Here is an 18,352-nt window from a genome sequence, read left to right on the forward strand (position 1 = left end):
TGTGTATAAGAGACAGCCTCAAATGAGGAGCCTTTGTTTTAAGGAGCCGTTTTACCAAGAAACCGGTTATCAAGAGCCTCTGGTTATCGGGCTGAACCGTTAACCAGAGTAGGGGGATTAAGCCTCTGCAGTTACCTTAGAGTCACTCATCTTTTTAAGAGCCGCGTAACCAAAGCCTGTTACCGCTGTACCTGCTGCAATCGCCACTAGGTACATAAGAACTGGAGAGATAGCACCAGGAATCAGTAGTACGAATAGACCGCCGTGTGGAGCCATTAGCTGAGCACCAAACATCATTGATAGAGCACCAGTTAGTGCGCCACCTGCCATACAAGCTGGGATAACACGCATTGGGTCTTTCGCTGCGAATGGAATTGCGCCTTCAGAGATGAAACATAGGCCAAGAACGAATGATGCTTTACCTGCTTCACGTTCGCCCGCTTCAAACTTGTCTTTCACTAGGAAAGTTGCAAGGCCCATACCTAGAGCTGGAACCATACCTGCGGCCATGATAGCTGCCATTGGTGCGTAAGTTTGCGAAGCCAATAGACCAACACCAAACGTGTAAGCTGCTTTGTTTACTGGGCCACCAAGGTCGAAACACATCATTGCGCCTAGAATCACACCCAAAAGAATCGCGTTAGACGTTCCCATGTTGTTTAGGAAAGTTGTCATTGCGCTCATCACGCCAGAAACAGGGCCACCCACGATGTAAACCATCACAAGACCAGTGAACAAACTCGCGATAAACGGAATGATCAGGATTGGCTTGAGGGCTTCCATGGATTGTGGAAGTTGGACCTTGTCGGCAATGAACTTAGCAGAGTAACCTGCAATGAAACCTGCGGCGATACCACCTAGGAAACCAGCACCCGTTGAGCTAGCCAGCATACCGCCGATTAGACCAGGAGCCAGACCCGGACGGTCAGCAATTGAGAATGCAATGAAACCAGCCAGAACAGGAATCATCAGTGCGAATGCGGAGCCACCACCGATAGTCATCAGTGCTGCTGCCAGTGTGCCTTCTTCTTTAAACGCTTCGATACCGAATACGAAAGACAATGCGATGATCAAACCGCCCGCAACAACCACAGGGAGCATGTGAGAAACACCTGTCATTAGGTGCTTGTACACGCCTTTCTTCTCGTCAGCAGGCGCTGAATTTGAAGATGCTGTGTGTTGGTATGGTTTAGCTTCTGCGAATGCTTTTTCCATCTCTTGCTTTGTTTTCTTCAAAGCAGGGCTTGTTGTTGTTTTGTATAGCGCTTTGCCGTTAAAACGATCCAGAGGAACGTCGATATCTGCTGCGATGATAACTAGATCAGCGTCTGCGATTTCTTGGTCTGTCAGTTGGTTTTTCGCACCTACAGAGCCGCGAGTTTCCACTTTGATTTGGTGACCTAGGCGTTTGCCTTCTGCTTCAAGCGCTTCAGCTGCCATAAAGGTGTGTGCAACACCCGTTGGACAAGCGGTAATCGCTACGATCTTCTTGCTGCCTGTCGCTGGAGAAGTACCAGTAACTTCCACTGTAGTCTCAACTTGAGAAGCGTCTAATACCGTTGCTTCTGCTACCGCTTTCTCAAGAAATGCTTTTGCATCTGCTGTGCATTCAGAGATAGCCGCTTGGTACACTTTCTTGCCGACAAAGCGCGCTTTATCAACGTTGGTGTTAGCTGCGATAACCACAACGTCGCTGCTGTCGATAGCGTCTTGCGATACGGTTGAGTCAGGTAACACGCTTGATTGGCACTCAATAGCGGCGTTCCAACCCAGTGCTTTTGTCGCTTGCTCTAACAAGCCTGCTGCGATGATGCTGTTTGCTACGCCACTAGGGCAAGCTGTGATAATGGTAATATTCATAATAAACCTTTTGTCCTATTTGCTTGTGTCTAACTGGCTAGTTGGAGCACTAAGCGACTGTAATTGGATATTTTGTAGTACTGAATCCAGCTCTTGTTGGCTGGTGATGCCCACGCCTACCTGTGAAACTGCTAGAGCAGATAGGGCGGTTGCGAATTTAATAAGTTCTGGTTTTGGCATCTGCTGCATGTGACCCCAACAAAGGCCTGCGACTAATGTGTCACCTGCGCCTACTGTGCTTACCACTTGCATACGCGGCGGTTGAGCATGTAACCATTCACCTTGGTTTAGCCACATCACGCCTTCTGCGCCAAGTGATACCACGATGTTATCGATGCCTTTTTCACTTAGGGCTTGGCCTGCGTGTTGGCATTGGTCGCGTGTAGTTAGTTCAGCGTTGAACAGCTGAGACAGCTCTTCGTCGTTTGGCTTAATCAGCCAAGGTTGCGCATTGATACCGGCTTTGAGTGCGTCACGGCTGCTATCAAATAGCACCTTTTTACCTAGGTCACGCAAGCGTTGTACCCAAGAAGCGCAAAGCTCTGGTGATACGCCTTGTGGCAAGCTGCCTGCAATCACGAAGTATTCGTGGTCTTCAGCCAGTTCTAACAAGGTTTCTTCGAACGCTTTAATCGCGTCAGCATCAACAGGAACACCTGGGAAGTTGATGTCGCTTACTTGGCCTGAATTCTCTACCAATTTCACGTTAATGCGAGTTGCGCCATCAACACGGATGAAGCGGTCAGTTGCGCCCATCTCTTCAAACAGTTGGCAGAACGCTTCTTCGTTATTGCGACCAAGGAAACCTGTTACGGTCACTTTCGCGCCAAGCTCTGAAAGAACTTTTGCGACGTTTACGCCTTTGCCCGCTGCATGCAGAGAGCCTTTGTTTACTAGGCTAACTGAACCTACATTTAGTGCGTCGATAGCGCCTGTCAGGTCTAGAGCAGGGTTAAGCGTTACGGTAACGGCTTTGATTTGTTTATCAGACATATCGACTCCTTAACCTTCGCCAAGGCCTGAAGCGATAGCTTTACCAATCGATTCAAGTGCTTGTGCTGCATCGTCACCTTCAGCAACAAACTGAAGCTGGTGGCCGTGTTTAACGCCAAGTGCGATGACTTTCATCAAGCTCTTCGCGTTCACTTCTTTTCCGTCGCCATCTAGGTTTGAAACGCGGATTGTTGATTCAAACTTCTTCGCTTCAGCGACTAGCATTGCGCCCGGACGAGCGTGCAGGCCGTGTGCGTTTTTGATTTTGAATACTGCGCAGTTGTCATCGTCTTGAGACGCTGTAGAAACCGCTTCACCTTTCAGAAGGCCAATCACTTGCGCTGCGTCAGCTGTTAACAGTTGTTGCTGTTTACCTGAGAAAACCATCTTGCTTAGGTTTGCCAGAATAGATTGGTGCGCGCTGTTACAAGCTGCGAATGCGACTAATGCTTTCACTGGTGTGCCTTCGTATTCACAATGGTTCGCTGTTGAAACGAAAGATACGCCAGTGCGTGTTACGCCTTTGTCGCTGCCCAACAACCACAGGCCTTGGCCTAGGTGAGTTGGTGTTTTTGTTACTAGGTCAGCAACGAATGCGTTGTCTGTGCAACCTGTGTTCTTAAGTAGGCCACCCGCAACGGCAGACATTTGAATCATGTCGCTCGCAGGGAACAGTAGCTGAACTAAAGAAGCGTCTAGGTCGGCTTCTAGCTGAACTTCGCCGTTAAGTAGGGCGATGATTTCGTCTTCTGATTTAGCTTGCTTTAATTTCTCTTCAACACCGTCTGCCGCTAGAACCTTTGTTAGTTGCTTAAGAATGCCTAAGTGCTCGTCAGATTTCGCTGCAATACCAATTGCTACGTAAACACGGTTGCCGTCTGCCCAATCAATACCTTCAGGGAAGTGGTGTACCGCAACGCCTGTCTCTTTTACTAGGCTACGAGTATCCGTCGTTCCGTGAGGAATCGCGATGCCGTTACCTAGGAACGTAGAGTTCTGGTTTTCACGGTTCAGCATTCCTTCAACGTAACCAGAGTCAACTAAACCTTTAGCTGCCAGGTCGCCAGCAATGTTTTGGATTGCTTTGAATTTGTCTTCGGCAGTTTGGCCTAGAGTGATGTCAGATTTTGATAATTTAAGCATGGTGCCTCTTTAGCGTATCGCTTGAGAATTTGTGTATCGCTACGATTCAGTCTAGAGCAATATTTGCCCGCTGCTTTATGCTTGCTGAATCGGTTCAGCATTCGGTGTAAAAAAATTCAGCAAAGCCGATTTTGGTTTTCAAAATAGTTTTGCTGCGTGTCGTAATTCCAGTTTCGTTAACAACAAGAAGCTGAATCACGACAAATGACGCTCAATCCATTCAAAAGGATGATTGAAGTCACTTTTCAGATTTTGCTGAATCCTTTCAGCTTTTATACTGAATCGATTCAGCATATAATTCAACTAATCCAAGGATCAGAAGATTGGTTATATGATCCTACGCACAAAATACAGGTCACCCATATGACACTAGATGAGATTGCCAAACTAGCCGGTGTGTCGAAAACGACAGCCAGTTATGTGATCAATGGCAAGGCGCAGAAATACAGAATCAGTGAAAAGACACAGCAGAAAGTGATGGCAGTGGTGGAAGAGTATAACTACCGACCAGACCATGCTGCTTCCTCGCTGCGCGCTGGTAACAGCCGTTCATTTGGTTTGATTATTCCTGATCTGGAAAACAGCAGTTACGCGCGTTTAGCAAAATTGATAGAGCAGAACTCACGTAAAGTGGGCTATCAGATTTTGATTGGTTGCTCAGATGATGACGCTGAAACCGAGCGAAAGGTCGCTGAAGCCTTGGTAACCCGTCGTATTGATGCCTTGCTGGTGGCGAGCTCAATGCCAGACGCCAATGAGTTCTACTTGAAGTTGCAAAACTCAGGCACACCCGTTATTGCGATTGACCGTCCTTTAGATGATGAGCACTTTGCCTGTGTGATCAGTGAAGATTTCGAAGCTGCATTTGAACTGACGCATTCGATTCTTGATGACAGTATTCATAGTGTTGGTTTGATTGGTGCACTGCCTGATCTGAACATTTCACGTGAACGTCAGTTGGGTTTTGAAGCGGCGAATAAAGCACATACTCAACAAACAGGGTTAACCGAAAACAAGCCGATGGTTGTGGGTTATGGTGAGCACTTTGACCGAGAATCAGGGCGTGAGATTTTTGAGGGTTGGATTGCCAAAGGCACAGTGCCCGATGCCATTGTCACTATGTCTTATACCTTACTAGAAGGTGTGTTGGATGTGATGGTTGAAAAGCCAGAACTGATCAGCCAAGTAAAGCTGGCAACCTTTGGTGATAATCGTTTATTGGATTTCTTACCTTTTAAAGTCCACTCACTGCCACAGCAATTCGAAGTGATTGCAGACAGCGCCTTTGCTTTGGCTTTGAACGCGTCTGCTAAACGTTACCAAGCGGGCATTGAGCTAGTGCCAAGAAGCTTAGTAAAACGAGGCTAGCTCGAGCTTGGAATTAACTCGAACTTGGATTTAACTTGAACACCTAGCTTGAACTAAGCAATAAGCCCAACTCTACAATGGCAACAATGCCGAGCAACAAAGCCAACACTTTCCAAAACTGGATCGGGTTTCGGTTTATCAAAGGTTGCTTGGCTTTGCTTTTGACCAAGCTTTGGTTTGGTGTGTAAAGGTCTGCCACAAAATCCCCCAACACTTGATGACGTTCGCTTGGCGACTCCGCGCAGGCTTTTTGTAACACCAAATCCACCCAGCTTGGTAAGTCCGCTCGTTTCTGAGTGATGGGTTGGTATTCCCACTGATGATGACGAGATTGCTTAAGCGATTGTGCAGTCATTTCAGAGTAGGGCAATCCACCTGTTAGCATCTCATAGCCGATCACGGCGATAGAGAACAGATCCGAGCTTGTGGTGGCCGTGTTGTGCTTGATGGTCTCTGGCGCTATGTAATTGACCGCGCCTAATGGTGTGTCGTCTTTGTCGGTGAGCTCTCCCTCTTCAAGGCCTCTCACTAACACCGCACCAAGGTCGATGATTTTTACCTCACCATCACTTTGAATCATGATGTTTTCCGGTTTTAAGTCTCGGTGCACCATGTCTGCACGTTGTAATACTCGAATGCCTTGTGTGATTTTTTCTAGTATGTCGCGCACTTCATTGAGTGACGGTTTTGGGTTGTCGTACATCCATTGTCTTAGGGTGATACCTTCTACCCATTCGCAGATTTGGTATAAGAATTGCGAGTTCTCTGGCGTCGGGTAAACCTTCATTACTCTCTTGTTTTTTAACAAGATCCCCGCCCATTGTTCATTAAAGAAAGCTCTGAGTTGCGAAGGGCTATCGTGATATTGAACGGAAGGGACTTTCAGCACGAACTCGGTTTGTGTCTCTTTCTGCATCACACGATACACATGGCTTCTTGAACCTGCATACAACACCTCAAGTACCATGAAGTTGTCGATACTTTGCCCGAGCTTTAAAGCGGGTGGGATTGCCCGTTTAGCCAGCTTCTCATGGAATTCAATCAGCGAAGGTTTAGGCAGATGGCTGACTTGCACAATCAAGCAGCTCACGTTGTCTGAGCTATTGTGGCTTAAAGCGGTGTTACAGATGGTTTGCGCTGCGTATTCGAAATCCGCTCCGGGTTTATCGATGTGTTCTTTGAAGGTGTTGGGAGATACAAACTCGTGCACGCCATCAGATGTCAGGATAAAGCAGTCGTTTTTCTTGATAGGCAGGGTTTGATAGTCAACGTTGAGTTGGTTGTCCATGCCTAAGGCGCGTGTAAGATAATGCTTCTGTCCCATATTTTTACGGGTGTGGTCGCGGGTCAGTTGGCGTAATTCTCCATCTCTTAGTAAGTAAATGCGACTGTCGCCAACGTGGAATATATGCGCGGTGTTCGATTTGAGTATCACGCTGCTGAACGTCGAAACGAGAGCATTGTGGTTAACTTGTTGTGCAGGATGGATATTAGAAACAGACGTGTTGAAGAGCCAAGAATTGAGTGAGGTTAAGACCTTTTGTGCCGAACGTTGAATGCTCCAGCTATTTGGCGTGGCGTAATAGTCGTCGATAAACTGCATCACGCTAGTGTGACTGGCTTTCTGGCCGTGTTCACTGCAACTAGCCCCGTCTGCAATACAGGCAACACTGCCTTTCAACTCTTGCTCAGTACGAGTTTTGGGGTGCTTTACAATAATGGCGTCTTGATTTTCATCACGTATGCCTTTATTCGAATAACCACCAAACTTCAAAGTCAGTTGGTTATGGGATTCTGGCGTGACGACTTGCCCTTGGCTGAATGAAATTGTCATAACTGGTCTTCTTCTTAACTGGCGTCTTCTCATTTGCTTGAGAGCACATCTGAGAAAGAACAAAAGCTCTAGCGAATGCAGAGCCTTTGAACGCAGTACCAAAGTGGTGATACACACCTCGGTACTACTCCCGATTCAATGAGTGGTTAACTCGATACGTTAATCAAGGTCACGCTACCGTCGTCATTCACTTCAGCAATTTGGCCGTTAGGCTCTTCCATGAACATCAGAGTAACGAAGCCTAGTACCGCTGTTCCTGCAATCACTAAGAAGAAGGTTTGGTAACTTACGAATGAAAGTACCGTTAGGTAAACCACCGCACCCACGTTACCGTAAGCACCCGTCATACCTGCAATTTGACCTGTCATACGACGCTTAATCAGAGGTACTGTTGCAAACACCGCACCTTCACCGGCTTGTACGAAGAAAGAACACGCCATTGCAGCAACAACCGCTAGCCATACTGGCCATGTACTGTCTACTTGACCCATTGCAAAGTAACCGACAGCGAGACCAATCGTCAGAATAAGCAGTGTTGGTTTACGACCGAATTTGTCTGAAATCCAACCGCCACCTGGGCGAGACATTAGGTTCATAAAGGCATAAGCTGATGCAACCATACCCGCAAGAACCGGCGTTAATTCAAAGGTTTCAGAGAAGAACAATGGCAACATAGAAACTACAGCCAGTTCAGAACCAAATGTCGCGAAATACAACACGTTCAACACAGCAACTTGCTTGAATTTGTATCTGTGAATCTCTGGCACTTCTTCTTTAAATACGTTCTTATTTACCTTCCAAACTTGCGACACTTCGTACACGTAAAGTGCAGCCAAACCTGCATATACGGAGTAAACCGCCATGTCAGATAGCATGTTGATGTTGGTTGGTGATAGCTTCCATGTCAGTAGCGCTAGTGCGGCATACATTGGGATCTTCATAATAAGTAGGAAGAAAAAGTCACCCTTTGATGTCACTTCCATCGCTGTTACTTGAGCTGGTTTGAAGTAAGTAGAACCTTTTGGTGTATCCGTTACGTTTTTGTAGAACACAAACGAGAACGCTAAGCTCATTACGCCAGTAATACCGACCGCATAACGCCAGCCGTCTTCACCACCAAACGCTAAAGCCAGAGTTGGAAGCGTGAATGCTGCCGCTGCTGAACCGAAGTTACCCCAGCCACCGTAAATACCTTCAGCCGTACCCAGTTCATTGTGTGGGAACCACTCAGACACAAGGCGAATACCAACGACGAAGCCAGCACCAATGAAGCCTAATAGGAAACGAGCAATCGCCGCTTGAATGAAAGAGTCTGCCATAGCAAACATAAAACAAGGGATTGAACAGACAGCGAGTAGCGAAGAGTAGACCAATCTTGGGCCGTATCGGTCGGTTAACATACCAATGGCGACACGCGCCGGAATGGTCAATGCAACGTTGAGAATAAGCAGTGTTTTGATCTCTTCAGTAGAAAGACCAAGCGTAGTTTTTACCATTTGCAGTAGTGGGGCAAAGTTGAACCACACAACAAAGGTAATGAAAAAAGCCATCCAGCTTAGGTGTAAGACCTTCATCTTACTCGTAAATGAAAGCAGCGAAAATTTAGTGTTATCCATGGTTTAAATCCTTTAAATCTGGAAAATTACCCGGTTTGTGCACCTGCGTTACTTCCGAACTTAGAACGCTTTTAATGTGCATAAACCCTGTGCCGAAATTGCGCACGCTAATAAGCGTTTGCATGATGGTGTCGGCGGTTTAGTTAACTGGCGATAGCAAGTGGTGCGAGAACTTGAACTTGTTCTCCTTGTTTGCGAACTTCAAATTTCACGAGCTTGAGCTCAGGCTGTTCAAGACATTCGCCAGTTTCTAAGTGGTAATGCTGCTTGTATAAGGGTGAGGCCACGTAAGGTTCTCCGCTTAATGAACCAATTATACCACGTGACATCACATTCGCCTTGCCGATAGGGTCGTAATTAGAGAGCCCATAAAGCGTGTCGCTGCGCTTGCAGTAAAAAATAGCCACTTGGTTATCGTCTACTTTGGCGCAAATTCCCCCGTTTGGGGTTAGATCGCTGGTGCTGCATACGGTTGTCCAATTTTCCATGACTTTCTCCTAGTCTAAAATTGAGTTTTTATTTTTTTATTGATGAACCTGATGAACCTGATGAAATTTATGAAACCTCAGTCACTTCGATTTGGTCTGCTTTAGCGAGCTTTTCATCGCGTTTTGAATTCGAAGCATCACTCAAGCTCGGCTTAGGAAAACGCTGCTCTCGCTCTTTGATGAAAGAGAGGCTAGTGTCCATTTCTTCACTGTTGATGTAGTGCTGGAAGCGCTTCATCTTCTCAGGGTTTTCAATGGTGGTTTTCCATTCACACTGGTACTTCTCGATGTTGAGTGCGATGTCCGCTTCGAGTTCTTCAGCTACGTTGAGCTTGTCTTCAATTACGACTTGCTTGAGGTATTCAATGCCGCCTTCGAGGTTCTCCATCCATACCGATGTACGCTGTAAGCGGTCTGCGGTACGTGTGTAGAACATCAAAACGCGGTCGATGTATTTAAGGAGTGTGGTTTCGTCTAAATCAGTGGCGAATAGGTCAGCATGACGAGGACGCATACCGCCGTTACCACAGATGTAGAGGTTCCAACCTTTGTCGGTGGCGATAACACCAATGTCTTTCGATTGGGCTTCTGCACATTCACGAGTACAGCCTGAAACCGCAAACTTGATCTTGTGTGGTGAACGCAGGCCTTTGTAGCGGTTCTCAAGTCGAATCGCTAAGCCAACACTGTCGTCGACGCCGTATCGACACCAAGTGCTACCGACACAAGATTTCACGGTACGAACCGATTTACCGTAGGCGTGGCCCGTTTCAAAACCTGCATCAATCAGCTTTTTCCAGATGATAGGCAGTTCGTTAAGCTGTGCGCCAAACAAGTCGACACGCTGACCGCCCGTGATTTTGGTGTACAGGTCGAACTCTTTAGCGACTTCGCCTAAAACAATCAATTTATCTGGAGTGATTTCACCGCCAGCAATACGCGGAACTACCGAGTAAGTGCCGTCTTTTTGCATGTTGCCAAGGTAGATGTCATTGGTGTCTTGCAGCTCGATATGTTGATCTTCAAGGATGTAATCGTTCCAGTACGAAGCCAGAATCGAACCGACAGCCGGTTTACACACAGTACAGCCCAATCCGTTGCCGTGAGAATCTAACAGCTCGTCGAAGGTCTTGATTTTGTTGACGCGAATGATGTCGGTAAGCTCTTGGCGAGAATAAGCAAAGTGCTCACAGATATCGTTAGAGACTTCCACACCTAGGTTACTTAGCTCGCTATCGAGAACCTGTTTCGCAAGGGCAGAACAACCGCCACAACCTGTTGAAGCATTCGTGGTTTCTTTCAATGCAGCCATCGTGGTGCAGCCAGCTGAAACGGCCTCTTTAATATCGCCTTTGGTCACATCAAAACATGAACAGATCACAGCGCTATCAGGCAGAGCTTCAACACCCATTGCAGAGCCAGAATCATCGGCCACGTTAGGTAAAATCAATACCGATGGGTTTTCAGGAAGGGGCATATCGTTTTGCTTGATTTGCAGTAGCGAACCGTAGGCTTCTGCATCACCGACCAATACGGCACCGACAATCTTTGTGCCGTCTGCCGAGATGATCAGGCGCTTATAAACTTGTTCAATTTCATCGTTGTAGGTATACGATTGAGCGCCTTCCGTCTTGCCGTGTACTTCGCCAATACTGGCCACATCGACGCCAAGCAGTTTGAGTTTGGTGCTCATGTCTGCGCCCGTAAATGCAGCGTCGTCAGTACCGTCAGAGACAATATGCGAAGCCGCGATTTTTGCCATCGAATAACCGGGAGCCACTAAGCCGAAGATCTTGTTATCCCAAAGGGCACATTCTCCAATGGCGTAAACGTTGTCGATATTGGTTTGACAGTGATTGTTGATCACAATACCGCCACGCTCGCCAATCTCGACATCAGAGCTTCTTGCTAGCTCATCTTGAGGGCGAATACCGGCAGAGAATACGATCATATCGGTTTCTAAGTGGGTGCCGTCTGCGAAGTTCATGCGGTAGCGAGCGTTTTCTCCGTCGACTATTTCAGAGGTCGCTTTCTCGGTATGAACTTGCACACCAAGGTCTTCAATCTTTCTGCGCAGTAGGGCGCCGCCACCGTCATCTAACTGAACGGCCATCAGGCGTGGAGCAAATTCAACCACATGGGTTTCTAAGCCAAGGTTTTTGACTGCGTTTGCGGCCTCTAAGCCAAGCAGACCACCACCAATCACCACGCCAGATTTGCTGCCTTTGCTTGAAAGCTCGATGGCGTCTAAGTCTTCGATGGTGCGATAAACGTGACAGTGTTCTTGGTCGTTACCGGGAATAGGGGGAACAAAAGGGAAAGAGCCCGTCGCCAAGATTAGCTTGTCGTAACTTTCAACGTGACCACTTTCAGTGATGACTTGTTGATTGGCGGTGTCTAGCTTGGCAACCTTCTGGTTCAACAAGTAGTTCACGCCGTTGCTTTGGTAATACTCTTCACTGGTCAATGACAGGTCATCAGCGCTTTTACCATTAAAGTAAGCCGTTAGCTGAACACGGTCGTAGGCCAGCCTTGGCTCTTCACTAAAAGTAATCACATCAAACTCATCACTCTCTGATTGCAGGATGTTGTCGATAAATTTGTGTCCAACCATGCCGTTACCAACAACGACGATTTTCTTCTTGCTCATAATCCATTCCTTATTCTCGGCGTCACCATCACTAGCATCTAATTTCTAGTCGTTAGCAGATGAATACCGGGTTGAGATTCCACTCAATTCATAATCATCAAGAAAAACAAAAATGTTTTTTCTAAGTCTTGGTTTTTAGTGGAGCAAGGAGGATGCCAGATTACGTTTCGTTCATTTAAATAAAAATTAACTTATAATTTTCAGTGGTTTAAAAAATAGAGGTAGCACGTAATTACCCCTAAAGTGGTATGTAAAATTTTTGTTAGATTTATATAAATGAGCCTTTGTGGTGCAACTTTCAGCAAGATGGTGCAAAAATTAAGTTTCTATCTTGGTTAAGTTCTAATTGGTTCATTACTGATATTTGTGTTTTTATTAAGTTGTTGTTTTTAAATTAAATTACTTACTATTCATCAACTGCTATTAAGTGGCGTGTTATTTGCTTGTTTTCACTTATTACAATTATGGATAATTGAGCGAGAAACGGATGACCGATTCAAATAACGGCTGGATAAAATCGACCTGTGCTTATTGTGGTGTAGGGTGTGGAATAGAAGCGAGACCGACATCGCTAGGAAAACTAGAAGTACGTGGTGATAAAGATCATCCATCAAACTATGGAAAGCTATGTACTAAAGGGATTGCGCTCGGCGACACCGTCACACCTTTAGGTCGTCTTACACAGCCTGCTCATATTCAGAATGAGCAAAAACAAGAGCTAGATTGGAACAGTGCCACTCAGTTGGTCGCAGACAAATTCAATCAAACCATCGAAGAATATGGGGCCGATTCGGTTGCGTTCTATGTATCTGGTCAGCTGCTTACCGAAGACTATTATGTTGCCAATAAACTGATGAAAGGCTTCATTGGTAGTGGCAACATCGACAGTAACTCTAGGTTGTGTATGGCTTCAACCGTGGTCGGGCATAAGCGAGCATTTGGCGCAGACACAGTACCGGTTTGCTACGAAGATCTCGAGCAAGCCGATCTAGTCGTGATTACAGGCTCCAACCTAGCATGGTGTCACCCGGTACTTTTCCAAAGGCTAAGAGCCGCGAAACAAGCTAACCCTGCATTGAAAGTCATCGTCATCGACCCGCGTTATACCGACACCTGTGAAATTGCAGACATTCACTTGGCATTGGAATCAGGCTCAGACGTCGCGTTGTTCAATGGTTTATTGGGCTATCTCGACGATAACGACAAGCTAGATGCAGACTACATAGAAAACCACACCCAAGGCTTTACTGAATCGATTCGATCTGCGACTCAGTACCGTTATACAGAGTCAGGTTATACCGAATCGGGCTGGGGCGAAAAAAGCGTTCCTGAGCTCACAGGGTTAACAGAGCAGCAGCTAAAACAGTTCTACAGTTTGTTTGCATCGAACGAGAAGGTGCTGACCATTTACTCCCAAGGCGTGAACCAATCGACACAAGGGTGTGACAAGGTGAATGCCATTATTAATTGCCATTTAGCCACCGGGAAAATTGGTAAACCGGGCATGGGGCCATTCTCTGTAACGGGTCAGCCGAACGCGATGGGTGGGCGTGAGGTGGGCGGTTTAGCCAATACCTTAGCCGCGCACTTTGAATTTGGTGACCCGCAATCACACCAAACCGTCAGCGCGTTCTGGCAAACCGACAGCTTAGCCACACATGCGGGCTTAAAAGCGATTGACCTGTTTGATGCCATGAATGAAGGCAAAATCAAAGCCGTGTGGATCATGGCGACTAACCCAGTCGTGAGCCTGCCTGATAGCGAAAAGATCAAAGCGGCATTAGAGAAGTGCCAATTTGTGGTGGTGTCTGATTGTATTGCCGATACGGAAACCACTCGCTTGGCCGATGTGGTGCTGCCCGCGCAAGGGTGGAGCGAGAAGTCGGGTACTGTGACCAACTCTGAACGCCGAATCTCACGTCAACGCCGTGTTTTACCAAGCCCAGGGGAAGCCAAACCCGATTGGTGGATTCTAAAAGAAGTCGCACAAAAAATGGGATTCAAAGAGCAATTTGAGTTCCGCCACGAAGGTGAGATCTTCAAAGAGTATTGCGAGATGACTGCGCTCGGCAATGAAACAGGTAAAGCGCGAGACTTGTGCTTAATTGGACTCACACAACTGGATGAGAAAGGTTATGGCGAACTCACTCCACAGCAATGGCCAGTATTAGAGTATCAACCAGAGATCATTGAGCAACGCATGTTCACCAATGGTGAGTTCTTTACAGAGTCTGGCAAAGCGCAGTTTATTGCAGTCGAGCACGACAAACCGATTGCCGATACCAGCCTGGAATTCCCGCTAATCATGAACACAGGTCGAATCCGAGACCAATGGCACACCATGAGCCGCACAGGCTTGGCGGCAGGTTTAGGTGAACACACCCCAGAACCCTTTGTCGCCATGCACCCAGATACGGTTTCGGAACTAAACTTGGATGAGTTTGGGCTAGATGCGTTCAACCACGCGACTATTAATCCAGTGGTGAAAGTGCGCAGCGCACAAGGTGAATGCCAAGCGCGCTTAGTGGTGACCAAAGAGATGCGCCGTGAACAAGTCTTCATGCCGATTCACTGGAACGCACCGACCGCCAAAGACAGTAAGCCGTGTGACTTGATCTTGCCTCATACCGATGCTGCATCAGGCCAGCCAGAGTTCAAACACACACCTGTCGTGGTAGAGCCGTGTGGTTATCGCAGTGAAGCCGCACTGGTCAGTGACAAGGTGATGGATTGCAGCGGATTTGATTACTGGGTGCGCCAAAGAGTGGAGGGCGGTTTTCTGTATCGCATCTCATCATCTAAGAACCCAATGGAGTTGGTGATTCAGCTTGCCAACACCCTCGATGCCTTGCCAGAACCTAACGCGGAGGCGATCAAATCACTCCATTACCACGGCAATAAATCATTCAAGAACTACGGCTCTGCCAAGCTGGGTCAGTCTGGTGTAAAGCAGGCCTTCGTGGTGAACAGTAAGCTCGACCATCAAAGCATCGAATGGCTGGTGGAATGCCTAACCCGAGAAGCCGATGAAGAGTTCGAAGCCGAGTTTTTGAGCACCATGGCGAAGTAGTTACTAGATCTCACCTATTAATACCAAGAGTTAAGCGCCGACAATTACGTCGGCGTTTTTGTTTGAAAACACGATATTCAAAGATATGACTATTCATTATCGAGCTGCGGTTTACTCACATATTGGGGAGTTTTCTGCATTTTGCAGAAACTATATGGAAAATTTCTGCTTTTCGTCATGTTTGATACGAAGATAAGTAGGTAAGATAATGTTATTAAATGAGTTATTAGACTAAGTGTAGTGTGTCTTGGAAACTAGACAGAATTGTTTCGGGGACAAAATGCAGAATTATTCTGTCTAATATAGCTGTTATGTTTACAGGAGGTAACTTGAAAAAAGATCATCCAGTTTGGGAAGTTTATGATTTGTTGCGGACCGCAAAGTTAAATGAAAAGTACTTTGGATATAGGTTACAAAAATATGTCCGCGTAAATAATGGTATGGAATTTGCCATTGCGGCTACAGCATCAACATCAGCAATAGCTAGTTTAACATTATGGAAGGAAGGGGTAGGTGATTACTTTTGGCAATCCTTTTTGAGCATTTCTGCTGTAATATCTGTAGCTAAACCTATTTTAAAAATTACAAACAAAGTTCGCTTATATGAAGAAGTCTTGAGCGAATATAGATCCTTGTCATACGAATTACTACAACTGAAAGTAAGGATGAGTACAGATAGAGGATATAACGAATGTCACAAAGAGAAATTGCAGCAAATAATGGACAAACATGCGGTATTAATCAGTAAAACACCTGAAAGTACCGAGAATAAGAAAGTGAAAAAGAAATGTACCAATGAGGTTGAATTGGCTTACCCTGCCGATAGCTTTTATATTCCTGAAGGACTTTAGTATGGCAAAGAAACCAAGTAACGACTCAGTTAAAGACACGAATAGAGGCAAAGGTTCTCGTGGTGATTCAGGTAAAGATCAATGGCGCGGCAATCCAAATGGAAAAGATCGCAGTCAAGGACATGGTTCTGGCGATGGTAAGCCTATGATCCATGTTGAGCCTGATCATCCATGGCCAAGAAAGTAAACATAACAAATGCATCAACACGATTTGCTACACTCGGCGTTGTCAGTTTGTCTTTAGTTTCAGTGATTAAGGCAGTAAAATTCAGCTAAGTCTGTATCGTAGCAAACGTGTTATGCAGGCGATACCGCAATCAATCATCTAACCTTTTCATAGCTTTACGGTAAACATCGCTACGTTCGCGTTTTCCGTTTTCCGACTGCTAAGACGGTTACAATGATGACATCGTCTTCGACTTTGTAGACGAGACGGTAGCCCGATTGGCGCAGCTTAATCTTATACATGTTGTCAGCTCCAGAGAGTTTTGAAGCCGGAACATGCGGGTTATCTAAACGCTCGATTAGCTTTTTCTTAAATTGTTGTTGAAGCGTTGAGCCAAGCTTTTTCCACTCTTTGAGTGCACTCTTTTTAAAGTCGAGTTTATAGGTCATCAATATTTACCGAAATACTCTCTTCAGATTCACGCTCTTTCGCAATAGTTAGTAGTTCAAGATCTTCGAGTCTGTCCATCATCATTTCGTACGCTTCGGCTGGTACGCAATAAAATGCTGGCTCATTTCGGTTCAGTACAGCAACAGGTTCACCGTAAGCACTAGTTGCAACTTTCATAGGGTTAGCTTTCAACTCAGTAATGCTTGCAGCAACATCGGCTAAAATTCTAGTGGTCATTTAATAGGTCTCTTAAGTGGTCTTTATTTTGGTCATTTTAGCCTCAATCAAGCGGTATAACAAGTTGCTTAAGAGTGATTCGCAACACGTGGCATTTTTACTATGCGTTGGTTTATGTGTTTAAGGTATTATGCGGACGCTAAGGTATTGGGTTGCTTATACCTTAACGCGGCGTTTGCCTAATCCAATAGTAAGTGAGTCTATATGACAGATAACATTTGGGAAGACAGAGAAACACCAAATCTTGAGCACATTCTCGAATTGTTCAACAACACTGAGTTGGGTGCATATCTAACAGGTCATTTATTGCTTGAGTCAGTATTAGTTCAATTAATAGAGTTGAAGCTTGATGATAGTGAGAAGATAAACCCATTTAACATGAGTTTTCCTAATAAGGTTAAGTTAGCGCTTAATCGCGGTTTAATTTGGCAATCAATGGCTGATTTTTTGATCGAAATGAATCGTATCAGAAACAGGTTAGCACATCGTTTAGGTGAGCCCATTACTTTTGATTTAGTCTTTGGTTTAGCCAAGGTTGCTCACTTGGGCGGCGTTGATTTTTCTGATGACACCATACATTCTGATTATCAGTTGTCTCAACAGTGGTATGGTATTCAAGGAATCATCCAAGAAATATTCCAAAATGCCGCACAAGACCTTTCATTTATAATAGAAGAGCATGGTGGGGAATTTCAGTTTGCTTAGGCTAACAAACGTTTAAGAATCAACCCAACCAAACAGGGCGCCAATAACGGCGCCCTTTGTGTTAGTTGGACACGCTGTAAGTGTCGTAATTGCGAAGTAAGAAGATTGCGATACAGGCTGCGAGCATTGGCCAAGAGGCGAAGAACAGTAGGTTGTTGAACGGGTCCATGTATTTTCCAAAAGAGGCGAAAGTTGAGCCTGCATGCAAGACCAAAATGGCTCCGTAGGTGTACTTTTTCCACATGCCTACAACGAATGCGCCTAAAAATCCGAGCTGCGCGACACCCAGAGCCATCATCGCATTGTTCGAGATGTCGATGCCGTAAAAGCCAGACAGTACTTTTGTCGCGTGCTCAGGGACAAGGATCTTATCCAAGCCCCAGAATAAGAAGACGATAAAAATGCCGATTCTCAGCAGTAGTAGGCTAGTCGCCAGTTTGGTTTGAAGTGTCTTTTCCATGATATCCCTTGTGATGCATTCAATGATGCGATGATTTAAATGTTCATCAAAGGAGACCCATAGCCTTCGCGTTTTCTTTCGCAGTTTTTTAGTGCCTTATGTAACAAGGAATGTCTGATTAACCTTTGCTTATATAATATGTCATTTTTTTGATGTGGTATCATTCACGCAGTTAACTGTTAATGGATATATAACGTGAAAAAATACCTACTATTATCGCTTTCGGTTTTAATTTTGGCTGGTTGTGGAGCCCCTCGTTACACTGGGAGCGCGATTCCAGAACCTACGACTGAAGTTGATGTTGTTATCGTTAAAGACGCTGAAACACGTGAAGGGTTTTTAAATACTATGGAAACGTGGCTGCAAGATAACGATTATACCTACACCGTCGTACCTGATAAGTCGAAGCACGATCTTGATAAGCTGACATTGGAGTATGAACAGGGCGCGAGCACACTTTG

14 protein-coding genes and 2 pseudogenes are annotated in these 18,352 nt (G+C 45.8%); 6 read left to right on the forward strand and 10 right to left on the reverse strand.

Features of this window, described 5'->3' with window-relative positions; all coding sequences use genetic code 11:
- Positions 1 to 117: 117 nt before the first annotated feature.
- The 3 genes from fruA to fruB are packed head-to-tail and all read right to left on the reverse strand — an operon-like array spanning position 118 to position 3,996.
- The gene (gene fruA, locus AB4384_RS18655; RefSeq protein WP_372129934.1) at positions 118 to 1,860 is read right to left on the reverse strand and encodes a PTS fructose transporter subunit IIBC; all 1,743 of its coding nucleotides are present in this window, start codon (positions 1,858 to 1,860) and stop codon (positions 118 to 120) included.
- Between the two features lie 15 nt (positions 1,861 to 1,875).
- A complete protein-coding gene (gene pfkB, locus AB4384_RS18660; RefSeq protein ID WP_372129935.1) occupies positions 1,876 to 2,853 on the reverse strand; it encodes a 1-phosphofructokinase in 978 nt (325 codons plus the stop codon).
- Positions 2,854 to 2,862: 9 nt separating this feature from the next.
- Positions 2,863 to 3,996, reverse strand: a complete 1,134-nt coding sequence (gene fruB, locus AB4384_RS18665; RefSeq protein WP_372129936.1) for a fused PTS fructose transporter subunit IIA/HPr protein — start codon at positions 3,994 to 3,996, stop codon at positions 2,863 to 2,865.
- Between the two features lie 363 nt (positions 3,997 to 4,359).
- Here fruB and cra point away from each other — a divergent pair, with 363 nt between their 5' ends.
- On the forward strand, positions 4,360 to 5,364 hold the full coding sequence (gene cra, locus AB4384_RS18670) for a catabolite repressor/activator (RefSeq protein ID WP_372129937.1): 1,005 nt from the start codon (positions 4,360 to 4,362) through the stop codon (positions 5,362 to 5,364).
- 43 nt (positions 5,365 to 5,407) lie between these two features.
- Here the strand turns inward: cra and AB4384_RS18675 are convergent, their stop codons facing one another.
- The 4 genes from AB4384_RS18675 to nirB all read right to left on the reverse strand — a co-directional run bounded on the left by AB4384_RS18675 (position 5,408) and on the right by nirB (position 11,952).
- Complete coding sequence (locus AB4384_RS18675) at positions 5,408 to 7,198, reverse strand: protein kinase domain-containing protein (RefSeq protein WP_372129938.1); 1,791 nt, start codon at positions 7,196 to 7,198, stop codon at positions 5,408 to 5,410.
- 146 nt (positions 7,199 to 7,344) lie between these two features.
- The gene (locus AB4384_RS18680; protein ID WP_372129939.1) at positions 7,345 to 8,814 is read right to left on the reverse strand and encodes a NarK family nitrate/nitrite MFS transporter; all 1,470 of its coding nucleotides are present in this window, start codon (positions 8,812 to 8,814) and stop codon (positions 7,345 to 7,347) included.
- 143 nt (positions 8,815 to 8,957) lie between these two features.
- The gene (gene nirD / locus AB4384_RS18685) at positions 8,958 to 9,302 is read right to left on the reverse strand and encodes a nitrite reductase small subunit NirD (RefSeq protein ID WP_012600889.1); all 345 of its coding nucleotides are present in this window, start codon (positions 9,300 to 9,302) and stop codon (positions 8,958 to 8,960) included.
- A 67-nt stretch (positions 9,303 to 9,369) separates the two neighbouring features.
- Entirely contained in the window at positions 9,370 to 11,952 is a 2,583-nt protein-coding gene (gene nirB, locus AB4384_RS18690) for a nitrite reductase large subunit NirB (RefSeq protein ID WP_048608691.1), read from the reverse strand.
- A 472-nt stretch (positions 11,953 to 12,424) separates the two neighbouring features.
- Between nirB and AB4384_RS18695 the strand changes: the two genes are divergently transcribed.
- The 3 genes from AB4384_RS18695 (at position 12,425) to AB4384_RS18705 (ending at position 16,060) form a co-directional block, all read left to right on the forward strand.
- Positions 12,425 to 15,022, forward strand: coding sequence for a molybdopterin oxidoreductase family protein (locus tag AB4384_RS18695; protein WP_372129940.1), 2,598 nt, complete (start codon positions 12,425 to 12,427; stop codon positions 15,020 to 15,022).
- 329 nt (positions 15,023 to 15,351) lie between these two features.
- A complete protein-coding gene (locus AB4384_RS18700) occupies positions 15,352 to 15,873 on the forward strand; it encodes a hypothetical protein (RefSeq protein WP_372129941.1) in 522 nt (173 codons plus the stop codon).
- A 1-nt stretch (position 15,874) separates the two neighbouring features.
- Positions 15,875 to 16,060 carry a hypothetical protein gene (locus tag AB4384_RS18705; protein WP_372129942.1) on the forward strand — a complete coding sequence of 62 codons (186 nt, stop codon included), beginning with the start codon at positions 15,875 to 15,877 and terminating at the stop codon, positions 16,058 to 16,060.
- Between the two features lie 130 nt (positions 16,061 to 16,190).
- On the opposite strand, the pseudogene AB4384_RS18710 reads toward AB4384_RS18705, so the two are convergent.
- A pseudogene (locus AB4384_RS18710) lies at positions 16,191 to 16,488 on the reverse strand (type II toxin-antitoxin system RelE family toxin).
- Positions 16,478 to 16,726: a type II toxin-antitoxin system Phd/YefM family antitoxin gene (locus AB4384_RS18715; RefSeq protein ID WP_004730320.1), complete on the reverse strand. Its 249-nt coding sequence runs from the start codon at positions 16,724 to 16,726 to the stop codon at positions 16,478 to 16,480. Before AB4384_RS18715 ends, AB4384_RS18710 begins: the two are co-directional and overlap by 11 nt.
- A 204-nt stretch (positions 16,727 to 16,930) precedes the next feature.
- On the opposite strand from AB4384_RS18715, the gene AB4384_RS18720 reads away from it, so the two are divergent.
- Complete coding sequence (locus AB4384_RS18720) at positions 16,931 to 17,431, forward strand: hypothetical protein (RefSeq protein WP_104216111.1); 501 nt, start codon at positions 16,931 to 16,933, stop codon at positions 17,429 to 17,431.
- Between the two features lie 61 nt (positions 17,432 to 17,492).
- On the opposite strand, the gene AB4384_RS18725 is transcribed toward AB4384_RS18720, so the two are convergent.
- Entirely contained in the window at positions 17,493 to 17,891 is a 399-nt protein-coding gene (locus AB4384_RS18725) for a hypothetical protein (protein ID WP_102398497.1), read from the reverse strand.
- Between the two features lie 195 nt (positions 17,892 to 18,086).
- Here AB4384_RS18725 and AB4384_RS18730 point away from each other — a divergent pair.
- A pseudogene (locus AB4384_RS18730) lies at positions 18,087 to 18,352 on the forward strand (hypothetical protein); the annotation flags it as partial.

It is taken from the genome of Vibrio sp. 10N.261.51.A4 (assembly GCF_041471945.1).
Taxonomy (GTDB): Bacteria; Pseudomonadota; Gammaproteobacteria; order Enterobacterales; family Vibrionaceae; genus Vibrio; species Vibrio crassostreae_C.

What these genes read in the sequence shown, in the direction of transcription:
- fruA (WP_372129934.1), bottom strand. Translation starts at nt 1,860, where the DNA reads ATGAATATTACCATTATCACAGCTTGCCCTAGTGGCGTAGCAAACAGC.
- pfkB (WP_372129935.1), bottom strand. Translation starts at nt 2,853, where the DNA reads ATGTCTGATAAACAAATCAAAGCCGTTACCGTAACGCTTAACCCTGCT.
- fruB (WP_372129936.1), bottom strand. Translation starts at nt 3,996, where the DNA reads ATGCTTAAATTATCAAAATCTGACATCACTCTAGGCCAAACTGCCGAA.
- cra (WP_372129937.1), top strand. Translation starts at nt 4,360, where the DNA reads ATGACACTAGATGAGATTGCCAAACTAGCCGGTGTGTCGAAAACGACA.
- AB4384_RS18675 (WP_372129938.1), bottom strand. Translation starts at nt 7,198, where the DNA reads ATGACAATTTCATTCAGCCAAGGGCAAGTCGTCACGCCAGAATCCCAT.
- AB4384_RS18680 (WP_372129939.1), bottom strand. Translation starts at nt 8,814, where the DNA reads ATGGATAACACTAAATTTTCGCTGCTTTCATTTACGAGTAAGATGAAG.
- nirD (WP_012600889.1), bottom strand. Translation starts at nt 9,302, where the DNA reads ATGGAAAATTGGACAACCGTATGCAGCACCAGCGATCTAACCCCAAAC.
- nirB (WP_048608691.1), bottom strand. Translation starts at nt 11,952, where the DNA reads ATGAGCAAGAAGAAAATCGTCGTTGTTGGTAACGGCATGGTTGGACAC.
- AB4384_RS18705 (WP_372129942.1), top strand. Translation starts at nt 15,875, where the DNA reads ATGGCAAAGAAACCAAGTAACGACTCAGTTAAAGACACGAATAGAGGC.
- AB4384_RS18715 (WP_004730320.1), bottom strand. Translation starts at nt 16,726, where the DNA reads ATGACCACTAGAATTTTAGCCGATGTTGCTGCAAGCATTACTGAGTTG.
- AB4384_RS18720 (WP_104216111.1), top strand. Translation starts at nt 16,931, where the DNA reads ATGACAGATAACATTTGGGAAGACAGAGAAACACCAAATCTTGAGCAC.
- AB4384_RS18725 (WP_102398497.1), bottom strand. Translation starts at nt 17,891, where the DNA reads ATGGAAAAGACACTTCAAACCAAACTGGCGACTAGCCTACTACTGCTG.